Origin of the sequence: Silvimonas soli (genome assembly GCF_030035605.1) — a bacterium.
Classification (GTDB): domain Bacteria; phylum Pseudomonadota; class Gammaproteobacteria; order Burkholderiales; family Chitinibacteraceae; genus Silvimonas; species Silvimonas soli.
Genome location: NZ_CP106736.1, coordinates 2,395,500 through 2,410,121, shown reverse-complemented (window position 1 = coordinate 2,410,121; position 14,622 = coordinate 2,395,500). Strand labels below are relative to the sequence as shown.

The 14,622-nt window shown below is 58.2% G+C and carries 13 protein-coding genes and 1 tRNA gene; 5 read left to right on the top strand and 9 right to left on the bottom strand.

The window, feature by feature from the left end; all coding sequences use genetic code 11:
- Positions 1-52: 52 nt before the first annotated feature.
- From N7220_RS11125 to N7220_RS11095, 7 genes are all read right to left on the bottom strand, one after another.
- The gene (locus tag N7220_RS11125) at positions 53-1,126 is read right to left on the bottom strand and encodes an ABC transporter ATP-binding protein (protein ID WP_283147592.1); all 1,074 of its coding nucleotides are present in this window, start codon (positions 1,124-1,126) and stop codon (positions 53-55) included.
- A gap of 125 nt (positions 1,127-1,251) precedes the next feature.
- The gene (locus tag N7220_RS11120) at positions 1,252-2,064 is read right to left on the bottom strand and encodes a carbohydrate ABC transporter permease (protein WP_283147591.1); all 813 of its coding nucleotides are present in this window, start codon (positions 2,062-2,064) and stop codon (positions 1,252-1,254) included.
- A 1-nt stretch (position 2,065) separates the two neighbouring features.
- On the bottom strand, positions 2,066-2,968 hold the full coding sequence (locus N7220_RS11115) for a carbohydrate ABC transporter permease (protein ID WP_283147590.1): 903 nt from the start codon (positions 2,966-2,968) through the stop codon (positions 2,066-2,068).
- A 75-nt stretch (positions 2,969-3,043) separates the two neighbouring features.
- Positions 3,044-4,258, bottom strand: a complete 1,215-nt coding sequence (locus N7220_RS11110; RefSeq protein ID WP_283147589.1) for an ABC transporter substrate-binding protein — start codon at positions 4,256-4,258, stop codon at positions 3,044-3,046.
- A gap of 327 nt (positions 4,259-4,585) precedes the next feature.
- On the bottom strand, positions 4,586-5,620 hold the full coding sequence (locus N7220_RS11105) for a substrate-binding domain-containing protein (protein ID WP_283147588.1): 1,035 nt from the start codon (positions 5,618-5,620) through the stop codon (positions 4,586-4,588).
- A 181-nt stretch (positions 5,621-5,801) separates the two neighbouring features.
- On the bottom strand, positions 5,802-6,596 hold the full coding sequence (locus N7220_RS11100; protein WP_283147587.1) for an SDR family NAD(P)-dependent oxidoreductase: 795 nt from the start codon (positions 6,594-6,596) through the stop codon (positions 5,802-5,804).
- Positions 6,597-6,722: 126 nt separating this feature from the next.
- Entirely contained in the window at positions 6,723-7,736 is a 1,014-nt protein-coding gene (locus N7220_RS11095; RefSeq protein WP_283147586.1) for a zinc-binding alcohol dehydrogenase family protein, read from the bottom strand.
- Positions 7,737-7,907: 171 nt separating this feature from the next.
- Here N7220_RS11095 and N7220_RS11090 point away from each other — a divergent pair, with 171 nt between their 5' ends.
- Entirely contained in the window at positions 7,908-8,825 is a 918-nt protein-coding gene (locus tag N7220_RS11090) for a LysR family transcriptional regulator (protein ID WP_283151431.1), read from the top strand.
- 95 nt (positions 8,826-8,920) lie between these two features.
- A tRNA-Lys gene (locus N7220_RS11085) sits at positions 8,921-8,996 on the top strand.
- A gap of 200 nt (positions 8,997-9,196) precedes the next feature.
- Here N7220_RS11085 and N7220_RS11080 read toward each other — a convergent pair.
- Positions 9,197-10,714, bottom strand: a complete 1,518-nt coding sequence (locus N7220_RS11080; protein ID WP_283147585.1) for an EAL domain-containing protein — start codon at positions 10,712-10,714, stop codon at positions 9,197-9,199.
- A 373-nt stretch (positions 10,715-11,087) separates the two neighbouring features.
- Positions 11,088-11,981, bottom strand: a complete 894-nt coding sequence (locus tag N7220_RS11075; RefSeq protein WP_283147584.1) for a LysR family transcriptional regulator — start codon at positions 11,979-11,981, stop codon at positions 11,088-11,090.
- A gap of 109 nt (positions 11,982-12,090) precedes the next feature.
- Here N7220_RS11075 and phnD point away from each other — a divergent pair, with 109 nt between their 5' ends.
- The 3 genes from phnD to phnE are packed head-to-tail and all read left to right on the top strand — an operon-like array spanning position 12,091 to position 14,581.
- Positions 12,091-12,966: a phosphonate ABC transporter substrate-binding protein gene (gene phnD, locus N7220_RS11070; protein ID WP_283147583.1), complete on the top strand. Its 876-nt coding sequence runs from the start codon at positions 12,091-12,093 to the stop codon at positions 12,964-12,966.
- Entirely contained in the window at positions 12,963-13,775 is an 813-nt protein-coding gene (phnC, locus tag N7220_RS11065; RefSeq protein ID WP_283147582.1) for a phosphonate ABC transporter ATP-binding protein, read from the top strand. The genes phnD and phnC overlap by 4 nt, the downstream gene beginning before the upstream one ends.
- Positions 13,772-14,581, top strand: coding sequence for a phosphonate ABC transporter, permease protein PhnE (gene phnE, locus N7220_RS11060; RefSeq protein WP_283147581.1), 810 nt, complete (start codon positions 13,772-13,774; stop codon positions 14,579-14,581). The genes phnC and phnE overlap by 4 nt, the downstream gene beginning before the upstream one ends.
- Positions 14,582-14,622 lie beyond the last annotated feature (41 nt).

The window sequence follows — 14,622 nt, the reverse complement described above, 5'->3', positions numbered from 1 at the left end:
CAACAATAAAATCCGAGATACCTGGCGCTGTAGCGCACCGGAGCACCTTCGCTTAAATGGCTTTTTCGGTCTCGCGATCGAACAGATGCAAATGTTCGGTGGCGATATGCAGGTTCAACTGCTCCCCCGTCGTCACCGTGGCTTTGCCGGCATGCGCCACCAGCAACGGTTGCGCGGCCGCGCCACCGGGGCGGGCTTCGATAAAGGTCATCGAGCCGGTGGTTTCGACGTTCTCCACTGCGCAGCGCACCGCTTGCCCGGCACCTTGCAGATGCAGATGTTCTGGTCGCAAGCCTAGCCACACTTTCAAACCTGGTGGCAAATCGCGGCCACTATCCAGCGTTTGCAGGTCTTCGGCACCAAACAGCACGCTGCGGCCATCACCGCCGATTTGCGCTTCGATAAAGTTCATGGCTGGTGAACCAATAAAGCCGGCCACAAACTTGTTGGCTGGTTTGTCATACAGCGCCAGCGGCTCGCCTTGTTGTTCGACGCGGCCTGCGCGCAGCACCACCACGTGATCGGCCATGGTCATGGCTTCGACCTGATCGTGCGTTACGTAAACGGAAGTGGCGTGCAAGCGCTCGTGCAATTTGCGGATTTCCGAGCGCATGTGGACGCGTAGCGCGGCATCCAGGTTGGACAATGGCTCGTCGAACAAAAACACCTTGGGATTGCGCACAATGGCGCGGCCCATCGCCACCCGCTGGCGTTGTCCGCCGGACAATTGGCGCGGCATACGCTCCAGCAAATGTGTCAGCCCCAGCGTTTCGGCCACGCCGCTAATGCTGTCCTTGATGACCTGCGGCGCGCTACGCTTCAGGCGCAATGAATACGACATGTTCTTTTCGATATTCATGTGCGGGTAGAGCGCGTAACTCTGGAACACCATCGCCACGTCGCGCTTGCGCGGCGGGGTCTTGTTGACCACTTTGCCGTCAATTTTCAGCGTGCCGCCGGTGATTTGTTCCAGCCCGGCAATGGTGCGCAACAGGGTGGATTTACCGCAGCCCGATGGCCCGATCAGCGCCACAAAACGCCCCTCCGGCACAGCGATGGTGATGTCCTTGAGGATTTCCACCGGCCCGTAGGACTTGTTCAGATGTTCAATTTCAATGCGATTCATGATCTGTTCCGTGTGAGCGGCTCATAAAACCCTGCCGCCTGCGTTGTACTCGTTTGCCGTAGCACTTGTACTGTCTACACTTCGTACGCCTTGTCGGCATCGTTCCACTTGGTTTTCTGAGCCGCTCACTTCAAAGCGCCAGCGGTCAGCCCAGCCACAATCCGCCGCTGCAGCAGCATGAAGGCGATCAGGATTGGCGTTACGAACACCGCGGAGTAAGTCATGATCCCGATCCAGTCGATCTTGGTGGCGCCAATAAACGCCGACAGCCCGACCGTGGCGGTCTGGTATTGGTCATCCAGAATCAGCGAGCGGGCGTAGACGTACTCACCAAACGATTGCAGGAACACCAGGATTGCCGTCACCAGAATGCCGTTCACCGCCAGTGGCAAGATCACATCAAAGAAGGCGCGGGCGGGAGAGGCGCCATCCACCAGTGCGGCGTCGCGCAGTTCACGCGGAATCTGCACAAAGCTGGCGCGGCACAGCACGATGTAGAACGGCAACGTTTTGGTGATCTGCGCAATCACCACTGCCAGGCGTGGGGTTTCCAGCAGACCGAGTCCTTTGAAAGCGGTGAAGATCGGCGTCACCATCAGGCTCGATGGCAGCGCCTGTAGCACCAACACGGCGAAAATCGCCAGGCTGGTCCAGCGGTTTTGTACGCTAGCCAGCGCATACGCTGCACCAGTACCGACAAACACCGTCACTGCCGTGGTGCCGCAGGCGATGATGAACGAGTTCCACAAGAACTTGCCCATACCGCGCTCGGTAAACACCTGCCAGATATGCGATTCGGCGTGGGCGGGCCAGAAGGTAGGCGGGGACTGGAACATCTCGGCCGCGCTTTTGAACACGGTGATGTACATCCAGTACAGCGGAAAAAGATAGACCGCGGTGACGATGAGCGCGATCACAAACAAGACATAGCGCTTCATCTCACACCATCCGTTCATTGCGCGTGGAGCGCACGTAAAACACCGCCACGATCAGCACCAGAATCATCATCAGCGTGGCTACGGCCGAACCAGCCGACACTTCGAAGGTCTGGAACGACAACTGCCATGACCAGTACTGTGCCACTTGCGACGAATTGGCCGGGCCGCCTTGGGTAAGCGCGGCGATCAGGTCGAACTGTTGCATGGTCATGATTGCGCCCAGCGAGATCACCGCGCCCAGCGTGGCTTTCATCATGGGCAGCGTGATGCCAAAGAAGCGTTGCAAGGCGTTGGCGCCATCCAGTTCCGCAGCTTCGTACAAGTCGCCGGGAATCGCCGCCAGACCGACTGACAGCAGCAGCATATTGAACGGCACGCCCAGCCAGACGTTGGCGATGATCACCGCGTAGATCGAATACGCCGGGTCGGACAGCCAGAAGATGCGGTCATGCAAAATGCCGGAGCGCATCAGCAAGTCATTGAGCACACCGAAATCGCCGGCGAACAGCAGTTTCCAGATCACCCCAACCACCAGCCCGGGCATGATCCAGCCCGCCAGAAACAGGCCGCGCATAAAGGTGGCGAAGGGGAAGTCTTGCAGAAACAGCAGCGCCAGCAGAAAGCCGATGACCACTTGCAGCGCCAGCGACAAACCGACAAACAGCAGCGTGTTTACCAGTACCTGGCGCGCTTCAGGACGGCTGAAGATATCGTGATAATTGGCCAGCCCGGCAAACGGGCGCAGCAGCGTGGCTGGCTCCATCAAGTCCACTTGCTGGAACGACAACACAATGTTGTACAGCAGTGGCAAGCCGGCAAAGACCAGCAGATACGCCAGCGCAAATACCGCCAGCGTGATCTCGAAGCCGCTCTCTTTGGGAAAGCGGGCAAATAACTTGTTCATGGGTTGCCCCGTAAAGCCTGGAAATGCGAATCGGGCGGCGGCGTACATCCGCCGCCGCCCGCAGAGGTGAAACGCTTACTTCTTGATCGATTGCACAGTCTGGTAGGCCGCATCCATCGCTTTCTTCGGATCAGCCTGATGCGTCAACACCGACTGAACAGCGGTGGAGATCGCCTTGGAGACCTTCGGCCATTCCGGATTCGGGCCACGTGGACGGGCATATTGCATTTGCTCGTTGAACGTCTTGTACGCATCCGGCCATTTCGGGTCTTTGGTCACCGTGTCTTTGGACGGTGGCAGCATGCCGAATTCGTTCCAGTTACGGCCACGCTGGCTGTACATGTATTCCAGGAACTCAAACGCCACTTGCGGGTTCTTGGCGGTGCGCAAAATGGCATGATTCTGTTCGCCCAGCGCCGAAGCCTTGGTACCACCGGCCTTTTCGGTAGGCAGCAACGCTACGCGCCACTTGAACTTGGCGCCTTTCTCGACAGCCATCAGTTCCCACGGGCCGTTGATATCCATGGCCGCATTCCCGTTGATAAAGGTAGCGGCAGCTTCAGACTGGCGATGGCTCAGCGTGTCCGGCGAAGCCAGTTTGTCGTCCAGCAGTTTTTGCCAGAACGCAGCGGCGCGGGCAGCGCCCGGATTGTTCAGCTTGTCCCAATCGGCGCCAGTAGCCTGAATGAACGGCAGAAACTGGAATACGCCTTCTTCGTCACCCACTGCCGAGAACGCCAGGCCGTAGATGTTCTTTTGCGCGTTGGTCAGTTTCTTGGCGTAGGCATACAGCTCGTCCCACGTTTGTGGCGGCTTGTTCGGGTCCAGCCCGGCAGCCTTGAACTGGTCTTCGTTGTAGTACAGCGCCAGGGTATTGGTGCCGCGAGGAATCGCGTAGACCTTGCCGTTCCAGCTGGCGTTTTTCAGCGGGCCGGGGAAGATCTGTTTGACGTCGATCACTTTGGATTTGACCAGATACGGCGTCAGATCCAGCAGCGCATTGCGGGCGGCAAACATGGCGGTGTTCGGGTTATCGACCGGGATTACATCGGGGCCATTGCCGGACATCACCGCACGCATTGCTTCGTCGTTCAGGGCCGAGAAACCAACCTTGCGCACTTGCAGTTGTACATCCGGGTGCAGCTTGGCGAATTCGCGCGCCATTTTTTCGGTGTAGTTGTCCGGCTCATCCACCGCCCATACCGACAGGCTGGCGGCGAGCGCTGCCGCGTTAGCCAGCGTGAATGCCAGACCCAGTGCCGTACACACGGCACGCATGTTCTTTTTCATAGCCCCTCCAGTTGCTGCAAAGTCGCGGATGGCGAAACCGGGTTCGCCTGCTGGGCCGGTGTCAGTCCACCGGTCATGAATATGCTGTTGTCTTGCGCACCATTCCGGCAGCGAGCAAAGCTGCTATTGAATCGCTTGTAATTTTCCGGAACAAGTTACGGAAACGTTTCCGAAATGGTGCGGCGATTCTTGACCTCGCACCAAAAGCTGTCAAGCAAGCAAGTGAAAAACAGAATCGGGATTGTGGAAAAACAGAAGTGCAGCGGTGATTAACAACAAAACGACAGCCAGCAAAATCCAGGTTAGCCGCTCGCCAAATGTGCAGTATCAGTGGCCTGCTCCACCATCGCTATCGCGTGCGCGCAAATCCAGCGGCCACACACTTTGCCGGGCTTCGCTGGCGTAGATTTCTGCAAACTGCGGCCATTGCGACAGCAACACCTTGGCCATGCGCACGCCCAAAGCCTGGGCATCCACCGTAAAACCACTCAACCTTGGCGACAGATATTCCGGCACATCCCCCGCCAGTACGCCGCCAAATACGGCCAGATCGCGCCCCGGCGTTTTGCCCAATTCATTGAGTTTGCGATAGGCGCCAATGGCCATGCTATCGCTCTGGAACATGATCGCCGTCGGCGGCTGCGGCAATGCCAGCAGGGTTTCGGTGATGCGATAACCGCCGCGCTCAGACAGTTCATCAACCTGGACGAAATCCGGCAGCAGTGGCAATCCCGCCCTGGCCATTTCAGTTTGCCAGGCTTGCAGATACAGATGCGCCTGCATGGCGTCTTTACCGGGTACGCCAATGGCAATGCGCTGATGCCCCAATCCGGTGAGATGGCTGACGGCGGTTTTTGCGGCAGCGGCAAAATCCAGATCGATCCAGGCGTGGTCACCACCGGATTCGCTACGGCCAAAAGCCACAAACGGAAAACGACGCCCGGCCACGTAATCAATGCGTTCATCATGGCGGCGCGTGCCGGCCAGAATCACGCCGTCCACGTGATGTCGCTCCACGATGCGCCGCAAACGCACGAACTCTTCTTCGTACGATTTGCTGCCGTACATAACCAGATCCATGCCATGCATGGCCAGCACAGATTGCAAACCATCGGCCAGACGCATGAACAGCGCCAGCGTGTAGTTTTCTTCTTCCAGCCGGGCGGGCAGCATCAAACCTATGGTGTTCAGCCGTCCTTTGCGCAGGCTTTCGGCGGCGCGATTAGGCGCATAACCGTGGCGTGCTGCTGCCTCGCGCACACGTTCGCGGGTTTTCTCGCTCACTTCGTCACTGTCGTTCAGAGCACGGGAGATAGTGGAAACGGATAGATTCAGCTCGCTGGCGAGCTTGCGGATGCCCATATTGGACTGGTCCTTTGGCGTGCAGATACATGCGGGTTATTTGGCCGCAAGCGTAGCCGGACCGGTCCGCGATAACAAGCCGCCCTGAGCCGAGCGGACAAGCCGGGAACAAATACGGCGCAGTTGCCGTCAGGCACTGCGCCGCAACTTTGCGCCACTCGTGAGCCACCATGACGCCTGATCAGGCGATAGAGCGCACCACTCCGCCATCGACCTTCAGCGCCGCGCCGTTGGTGGCAGAAGCCTGCGTGGAGCACACATACACCACCATATTGGCGACTTCTTCCACCGTAGCCAGGCGCTTGAGCAGCGATGTCGGTCGATGCGTAGCAATGAAATCACGCTCAACCTGCTCTTGCGGCACGCCTTGTTCTTTGGCGATTTCACCAAAAAAGTTGCCCACGCCATCCGAGCGTGTCGGGCCGGGCAGCACCGCGTTCACAGTCACGCCTGTGCCCGCAGTCAGTTCAGCCATGCCGCGTGATACCGCCAGTTGCGCGGTTTTGCTGACGCCGTAATGGATCATCTCTGCCGGAATGTTCAAACCGGATTCGCTGGAGATAAACACCACGCGGCCCCAATTGGCTTTGAGCAAGCGCGGCAGGTAATGACGTGACAGACGAATGCCACTCATGACATTCACATCAAGCATGGTTTGCCAGTGTTCATCGGTGATCTCGGCAAACTCCCGCGGTTCGAAAATCCCGGCGTTGTTCACCAGGATATCCACATCTGGATATGCGGCGATGATGGCTTGCGCGCCCGCCGCTGTACCCAGATCAGACGCGATCACGCTGAGCGTAGCTTTCGGAAAAGCCGCAGCAATACTCTGGCGTGCTTTCTCCAGTTTGGCCGCATCACGTCCATGCAAAACGACGGAGGCGCCAGCTTCGGCCAGCCCACGCGCAATCGCCAAACCAATGCCGGATGATGAACCTGTGACCAGTGCGGTTTTACCTGTCAAATCGATATGCATAGCAAAGTTGCTCCTGAGTGTGGCAAAGCCAGAATCAATCAAACCCAAAATGTGCCGGCTACCGCAGCAGCCGGTTTAGCAAAACCTTGAACAACGTGAGCACTACATCGGGCCAAAGCCGCCAGATCAAAACCCTTCCAGCACAATCTTGCCGCGCGCCTTGTTACTTTCCAGTAAGGCATGGGCCTTTTTCAGATTGGCGGCATTGATGGTGCCAAAATGCTCGGCCAGCGTGGTGCGAATCACCCCGGCATCGATCAGATTCGCCAGGCGGCTCAGCAACTGATGCTGCTTGATCTGATCAGCAGTGGCAAACATCGAACGGGTAAACATGAACTCCCAGTGCAGCGAAATACTCTTGCGCTTGAGCGGACGGGCGTCCAGTTGAGCCGGGTCATCAATCAGCGCCAGCTTGCCTTGAGGGGCTAGCGCCTCGACGATCTGCGCGTAGTGGGCCTCGGTCTGGTTCAGGCTCGCCACGTACTCCACCTGAGCAACGCCAATGCGCTTGAGTTCCTCGGTGAGCGGCCTGGTGTGGTCGATCACGTGATGCGCGCCCAGCTCTTTTACCCAAGCCTGGGTTTCTGGCCGCGATGCGGTGCCGATCACGGTTAGCCCGGTCAATTGCCGCGCCAGCTGCACCATGATCGAACCCACGCCACCCGCAGCGCCGATCACCAGCAATGCGTTACCACTCGGCGCAGCGTTATCCAGCACCTGCAGGCGATCAAACAGCAATTCCCAAGCCGTGATAGCCGTCAGTGGCAGCGCCGCAGCATGGGCGAAATCCAGCGATTGCGGCATGCGGCCCGCAATGCGCTCATCCACCAGATGCAGCTCGCTGTTAGTGCCGGGCCGAGTCAATGAACCGGCATACCACACGCGATCACCGACCTTGAACAAACTGACCTTGCTGCCCACTGCACGCACCACGCCAGCGGCGTCCCAACCAATGACCTTGGCCTCACCGGCCGTTGGCGCCACCCCGCCGCGAATTTTGACGTCCACCGGGTTTACCGAGATCGCCTTCACCTCAACCAGCAAGTCGTACTCGCCCGGCGTCGGGTCTGGCAGGGTCAGGTCGATCAGTGACTCAGGGTGATCAATGGCCTGGTTCTGGTAATAGCCTACTGCTTTCATGATGTTTCTCCGGAACGTTGTAAAGGTGCTGACTGGCAGGGCAATGCCACTGCCACATGCGAATCGAATGAGCGCATCTTGACCCTGTTACGGCAGCTGAAAAACAGGCTAAGATCAGATGCAGTTTCAATTTATTTTTGAAAATAGCCGAAATGAGGGCCTTCAATCTTGGTGCGAATTGAAGATTTACTGGTGTTTGTACGGGCGGCAGAAAACGGCAGCTTTTCCACCGCCGCGCGCGAACTTGATCTCACTCCCGCCGTTGCCAGCGCGGCGCTCAAACGGCTTGAGGCCGAATTGCAAACGCGGCTGTTTGTGCGATCCACCCGTAGATTGCGCCTGACCAGTGACGGCGAACGCTATCTGGAACACGCCCGCAGCGCCCTAGCCGCATTGGAAGCGGGCCGTGACGCCATCGCCCAGGACAAACAACACATCTCCGGCACCTTGAGCATCTCCATGCCCTCTGACTTGGGCCGCAATTTGCTGACAGGCTGGCTGGATGACTTCCAGCGCGAACATCCTGCAGTGGGATTCCAGATTCGCATCAGCGACCGCCTCGCCGACTTTTACCGCCAACCGGTCGATATCGCCCTGCGTTATGGCGCACCAGAGGACTCCAGCCTGGTGGCGTTGCCGCTAGAACCCACAAACCGCCGCGTGCTGGTGGCGTCACCCGACTATCTGGCTCGCCACCCCGCCCCACAAACTCCCGCGCAACTGCGTCAGCACAATTGTCTGCGTTTTCTGCTCAGCGACACCGTGCACGAACGTTGGCGCTTCAGCCAGGGCGATACGGATTACACAGTGGCGGTACATGGCGACCGGGTGAGCGACGACGGCGAGGTGGTGCGCCGCTGGGTGCTGGCCGGGCTGGGCATTGCCTACAAATCGAAGCTGGATGTGTTGCCCGATCTGCAAACCGGTCGGCTGCAATTGTTGCTGCCGCACTATCAGGGCGAAGCCGCCCCCATGTACCTGCTCTGCGCCCACCGCCTCACGTTATCGCCCACCGTCATTCGCCTGCGTGAATACCTGCAAAGCCGGTTTGCCCGGTACATCCAGATTGCGAATCCAGCCGCCCTTTAAGCCCGCAAACTGGCGGCTTTGCTGCTGCGCCAAAAAAATATCCGCAGCAAAGTATTGACGCCCCGACAATTCTTAGGCAGAATGCGCGGCTCGTTGGGTCGTTAGCTCAGTTGGTAGAGCAGCGGACTTTTAATCCGTTTGTCGCAGGTTCGAATCCCGCACGACCCACCAGAAAATTCAGGAGGCTAGCTCGCAAGGGCTGGCCTCTTTTGCATTCTGCAATGCATTTTCAAACCTGATCTCCACGCAAACCGTCGCTCCCAAGCACAACCGGCCATGGCAATGATTGTATTTCCTGGAGAAATCGACCCATCGCTATCGGCCAGCCGCAACCATCCTTGCATTGAGAAACCGGTTTGCCAATTCGGCTTTTACGCCGCAGTTGCAGGCTGGAAATTCTGAAAAGCCTTCGCATCCAGCGCGCGCGCAAACAGCCATCCCTGGCCATATTGCACTGCGCGAGCCTTCAGATAAGCGTGCTGCTCTGCGGTCTCTATGCCTTCTGCCACGATGTTCAGGTTCAGATCCTGAGCCATTGCGATAACGTGTTCGGTGATGTCTGCGGTCGCCGTCGCTTTGCCAATGGCGTCAACAAACATCTTGTCGACCTTCAGGCCAGCGAGCGGCAATTCTGATAAATAGGCCAGGCTGGAATAACCCGTACCAAAGTCATCGATATAGATAGGAAAACCGGCGTGGTGCAGACGGTTGAGCGTATCTAGCGAAACGGGATCATTAACGCAGGCACTTTCGGTAATTTCCACCCATATCTGTTGGGGCCGGATACCCATTTGCGCCACCATGCCGGTCAATTTGCCGACCACGTCGCTTTGCTGCAGGTCTGATGCAGCGAAATTCACCGAAATATGCAGAGATGGATTGGCGACAAGAAACGCGCCCTGGTCGCGTGCGATTTGAGCCAGTACCACGTCCGTGATCTGCGGCAATAGTCCAAGGCTCTCGGCCATCGGGATGAAAGTTGCCGGGCTGACGGTGACGTTCTCTGCCGTGCGCCAGCGTACCAGGGCCTCCGCGCCGCTACATCTGCCGGTATCCAGCTCAATAATGGGTTGGTACTGCACAAAGAATTGTTTGCGCCGGAGTGCTTCGAGCAAGGTGGCTCTGGGGCCCTGCCACTTGCGGGCCCAGCGCAGTACCAGCCAGCTAGCCAGCAAGCTCATGGCCAGAGCGAAGGGCATGCAGATATAAAGCAGCTTTTGCCATGCCTGCTGGAACGGCATCTCCGGCTCATAGATCACCACTGCCATTGCCATCTGTTTCGAGCGCACAACCCGGAATATGCGCCCCTCCATTGCCTGTTTGTCCAGTTTGCCGGCGAGCGCCTGTTTCAATATTTCCGGGTCGGCATGTGGCCATCTGGCAATGGCCTGGCCGTTGGCGGTGTCGACCACACCCAGCTGGATTGTGTTATCGAGCGGAACGATATCTACATAGAAACGCGGATCAACGATGACCAGATGCTGTCGGTCTCGCAATGCTACAAACCTGGAGTCCAGCCCGGCAGCAACATCGGCGGCATTGACCAGCCCCTTGCCCACATCTGCGACGTGAGAGGTACAGGCGAGGGTAGAACCTTGCAGATACGCCACTTCACGCACGTAGCGATATTTGCGCTCGATCTCGCGCAGAGCATGCAGATGCGCCTCGCCACAATAGGGACCACTTGTAGCGTTGGCCTCGGCCAGAGCGTTTTGCGCCTCGCCCGCGACCATTTCCGCACGCAGCAATACGCGGCCGGAAAACTCGTCAATGCGGTGCAGAAAGGCTTGCTGGGCGATGCCGTAGGAGACCAGCGCAATCAGCAGCGCAGGCGCACAAAAACCGGTGGCGATCGCCACCGGCATGTACCAGGGCCGAAGTTTCATCATGAGCGGAACCTTTGTGGTGCCGCTATAGCTGGAGCCTGATCATAGGCCCGAGTCCGGGCGCGCTTTCCATTTGGTGAGGCAGAGCAGATGCAATGGGCTAGATACAGGCCACCAATTTGGCCAAAGCGGGCAAGATGGATGACTGCTTGGGCGCAAGTTTCAGCGGTGTGTATTCGTCGCTGACGGTCTCTGACGATCTCTGACGTTTCGGGCTTTCTGCATGAAAAAACCGTACAACCCCGCTGCCTTATGCCTTTTGCATTGGACTGATTTTGCCCGGCATACCGTTTTGTATGATGGGCATTAATTGACAGCGGCAGCTTGTTTTATTGCCGCACTGATCGTTGATGAGTATCAAATATCGCAGCGCACATTACGTGCTAGTCAGCTCCGCCTGCCTTTTCGGCTCGCCGGACAATGCCTGCTCAAAGAACGACGAAATCAGCAAGCTGTGTCGCCGCTCAGCCAGGCAGTAAACATAGGTTTCGGTGTGTACCGGGTCGCCCTCGAGCCGCACGATACGGATATCCGGGTGCGCAATGAATTCGGCCTCGGACACCGTACCCAAACCCAAGCCACGGATAACGGCTTCACGCAGCGCCTCGCGACTGCCAATCTCCATCGACATATGGGGTTTGACGCCCGCTTGCTGCAGCGCCAGATCAAGCGCGGCGCGGGTAGTTGAGCCTTTTTCCCGGCGCAGCAAGGGTTGCTGGTGCAACTCGGCCAGCGAAATGCTGCCGCGATGGGCAAACGGATGCGCCACATTGGCAAACAACACCACGCGATGACGAGCGTAACTGTGAATGGCAAAGCGCGGATCATCATGCTGACCGGCCAGCACCGCGATATCGGTGATGTAGTTTTCCAGATCAGCCAGCACCGCAGCGGAATTACCGATGCGGATCGATATCTCGATATCGGGATATTGGCGCCGGTATGCATCAACCATCTCGATCACATGAAACGGCCCCACCGCGCCCAGCTTTAACTGGCCACGAGTGAGCCTGCCTGAATCGTGCAGCAGGTTGTACGCATCGGTTTCCAGCGAAGCCAGTTGCTGGGCGAATGGCAGCAGTTGCTGGCCAACTTCAGACAATTGCAGCCGCCGGCCATGGCGCACAAACAACTCCACATTGTGTTGTTTTTCCAGCGCCTGCACTTGTGCCGTCAGCGTGGGCTGGCTCAGCCCCAAAGCGCGGGCACCGGCGCTGAAGCTGCCGTAGCGCGCCACCGCGAGGAAGGCGCGGAACCGGGCAGTGCTCATGTATAGATTCCTTCTATAGTTTGCTGGGCAAAGACATGTTGAACCGCTCAGATGACTGTCACATTACGTCGTTAATCTCTGCGGCATTCTCCCTGTCACGAGGTTTGCCATGAAACGCATGTCGTCTTTGCTGTCCGCGCTCTGTCTGGCGGTGTTGCCGCTGCTGGTTGCTACCCCGGCCCAAGCCGAACCTAAAACCACGCTCACCATCGGCCTGATTCCGTCCGAAGACTCCCAAGCCATGGTTGAAAGCAGCAAACAAGTACTGGAAAGCCTGCATCAGCAAACCGGTCTGACCATCAAGCCGTTTGTGGCAACCGACTACAACGGCGTGATTGAAGCACTGCGTTCGGGCAAGCTGGATGTCGCTTATCTGGGGCCGTTCTCTTACGCGCTGGCCAATCAGGTGGCTGATGCCGAAGCATTTGCGGTTGCGGTCACCAAGAAAAACAACTCCAGTGCGTACCACAGCCTGATCATCGTGCGCAAAGAGTCGGATATCAGCTCGCTGGCGCAACTGAAGGGCCATACCTTCGCTTTTGTTGATCCAAGCTCCACCTCGGGCCACTTGTTCCCCAAAGCCGCTTTGCAGAAAGCGGGTTATGACACAGACAAACTGTTCTCGCGCACTGTGTTTTCGGGCTCGCACGACGCCAGCATCCTGGCTGTGGCAAACAAAAAGGTCGACGCTGCTGCTGTGGCTGACCGGATTCTCGCCTCTGCCATCGCTCGTGGCGTCGTGAAGCAAGATGACTTCAAGGTGGTGTGGACTTCCAGCCCGATCCCGGAATCGCCGATGGTCTGGCGTAAAGATCTGGACCCGGCCACCAAAGAAAAACTGAGCAAGGCTTTTGCCAATATCAAAGACCTGCCATGGGGCGACCAAGGCATGCTGGCGGGCTTTCAGCCGACCAACGATGCCGCCTATGACATCATTCGCGAAACCGCCAAGGTGCTCGAGCTTGATTTGCGGAAAATGAAATGATTCACGTACGCCAACTCACCAAATCCTGGGGTGACAACCTGGTTCTGCGCGGCATCGATCTGGATGTCGCACCGGGAGAATTCGTGGTTATCCTGGGACAGTCGGGCGCGGGCAAATCGACACTGCTGCGCTGTATGAACCGGCTGGTGACGGCGGACTCGGGCGAACTGGAAGTCACCGGGCTGGATGCCAACCAGCCTGGCACCACCCGTGCTTTGCGTCGCCAGGTGGCGATGATTTTCCAGCACCATCACCTGGTTCTGCGTTTGTCGGTCCTCAAAAACGTGCTGACTGGCCGCCTGGGTGCGCTGCCGACGTTCACCTCAATACTTCAGCTGTTCAAGCGTGAAGACGTCGCTCTGGCTCATGAGTGTTTACGCCGGGTTGGTCTGGCCGCCAAAGCCACGGCGCGCGCCAGTTCGCTTTCCGGCGGGCAAATGCAGCGCGTGGGGATTGCCCGCGCCCTGGCCCAGCAGCCGCGGGTGATTCTGGCCGATGAACCGGTGGCCAGTCTTGATCCGCAAAGCGCACGCATGGTGTTGCAATACCTGCGCGATGCCACGCGGGAACTAGGCATCACCGTGGTGTGCAACCTGCATCAGGTGGAATACGCCCGCGAATTTGGCGACCGCATTGTGGGTCTGGCGCAGGGTCGTATTGTGTTCGACAGCCGCGAAGGTGCGCTGACCGAGGCGGACTTGCAGCGCATCTATCCGGGCCAGGATGCATCAGCGCCGACCATGGCCCCGGTGAGTCTCACTCCCGCGACCGCAATCACACATGCCGTGGGCCTGGAGGTACTGCAATGAGCACGTTCAAGCATCAATGGCTGGTCAGCGGGCCTAAAAACTCCGCGCAATGGTTGAGCCTGGGCGCCGCGATGGTCATCGGCATTGTGGTGCTGCAATGGAGCGCCGCCGGTGCGCAACTGAGCTGGAGTGATCTGGCTGGCGGCCTGCCGCAAATTGCCGATTTTATCGGCCGCACCATACCGCCAGACTGGAAGATATTGCCCCGGCTGATCGGCCCGGCGCTGGAGACCTTCCAGATCGCGCTGTGGGGCACAGTTTTCGGCGTGATCTTTGCCGTACCGCTGTCTTTGCTGGCGGCACGCAATCTGCATATGCCGTGGCTGCTGTATCAGGGCGCGCGGCAATTGTTCAACCTGATCCGCAGTATCAATGAGCTCATTCTGGCGCTGATTTTCGTCTCCGCCGTCGGCCTCGGGCCATTTCCTGGCGTGCTGGCTCTGGCGCTGCATGGCGTGGGGATGCTGGGCAAATTCTTTGCTGAAAGCATCGAAGAAATCGACCAGGGCCCGATCGAGGCACTGGAAGCCACCGGCGCCCGGCCACTACAAGTGATCGTATTTGGCGTGATACCACAAGTCATCACCGCCTGGATCGCCGTGATTCTGTACCGCTTTGAAGTCAACCTGCGTTCGGCCACCGTGCTGGGCATGGTCGGCGCGGGCGGGCTGGGTTTCGAGTTGCTGAGCAGCCTCAAGCTCTTCAAATACCCGCAGTCGGCCACCTGCATCATCGTTATCGCCGTCATGGTGATTGCGGCGGATGCCATTTCATCGCGCTTGCGCCGGGCCATCCAGCGCGGCTAATGCGCTGGCGCCCACCAGAAAAACAAAACGGAATTTACCCC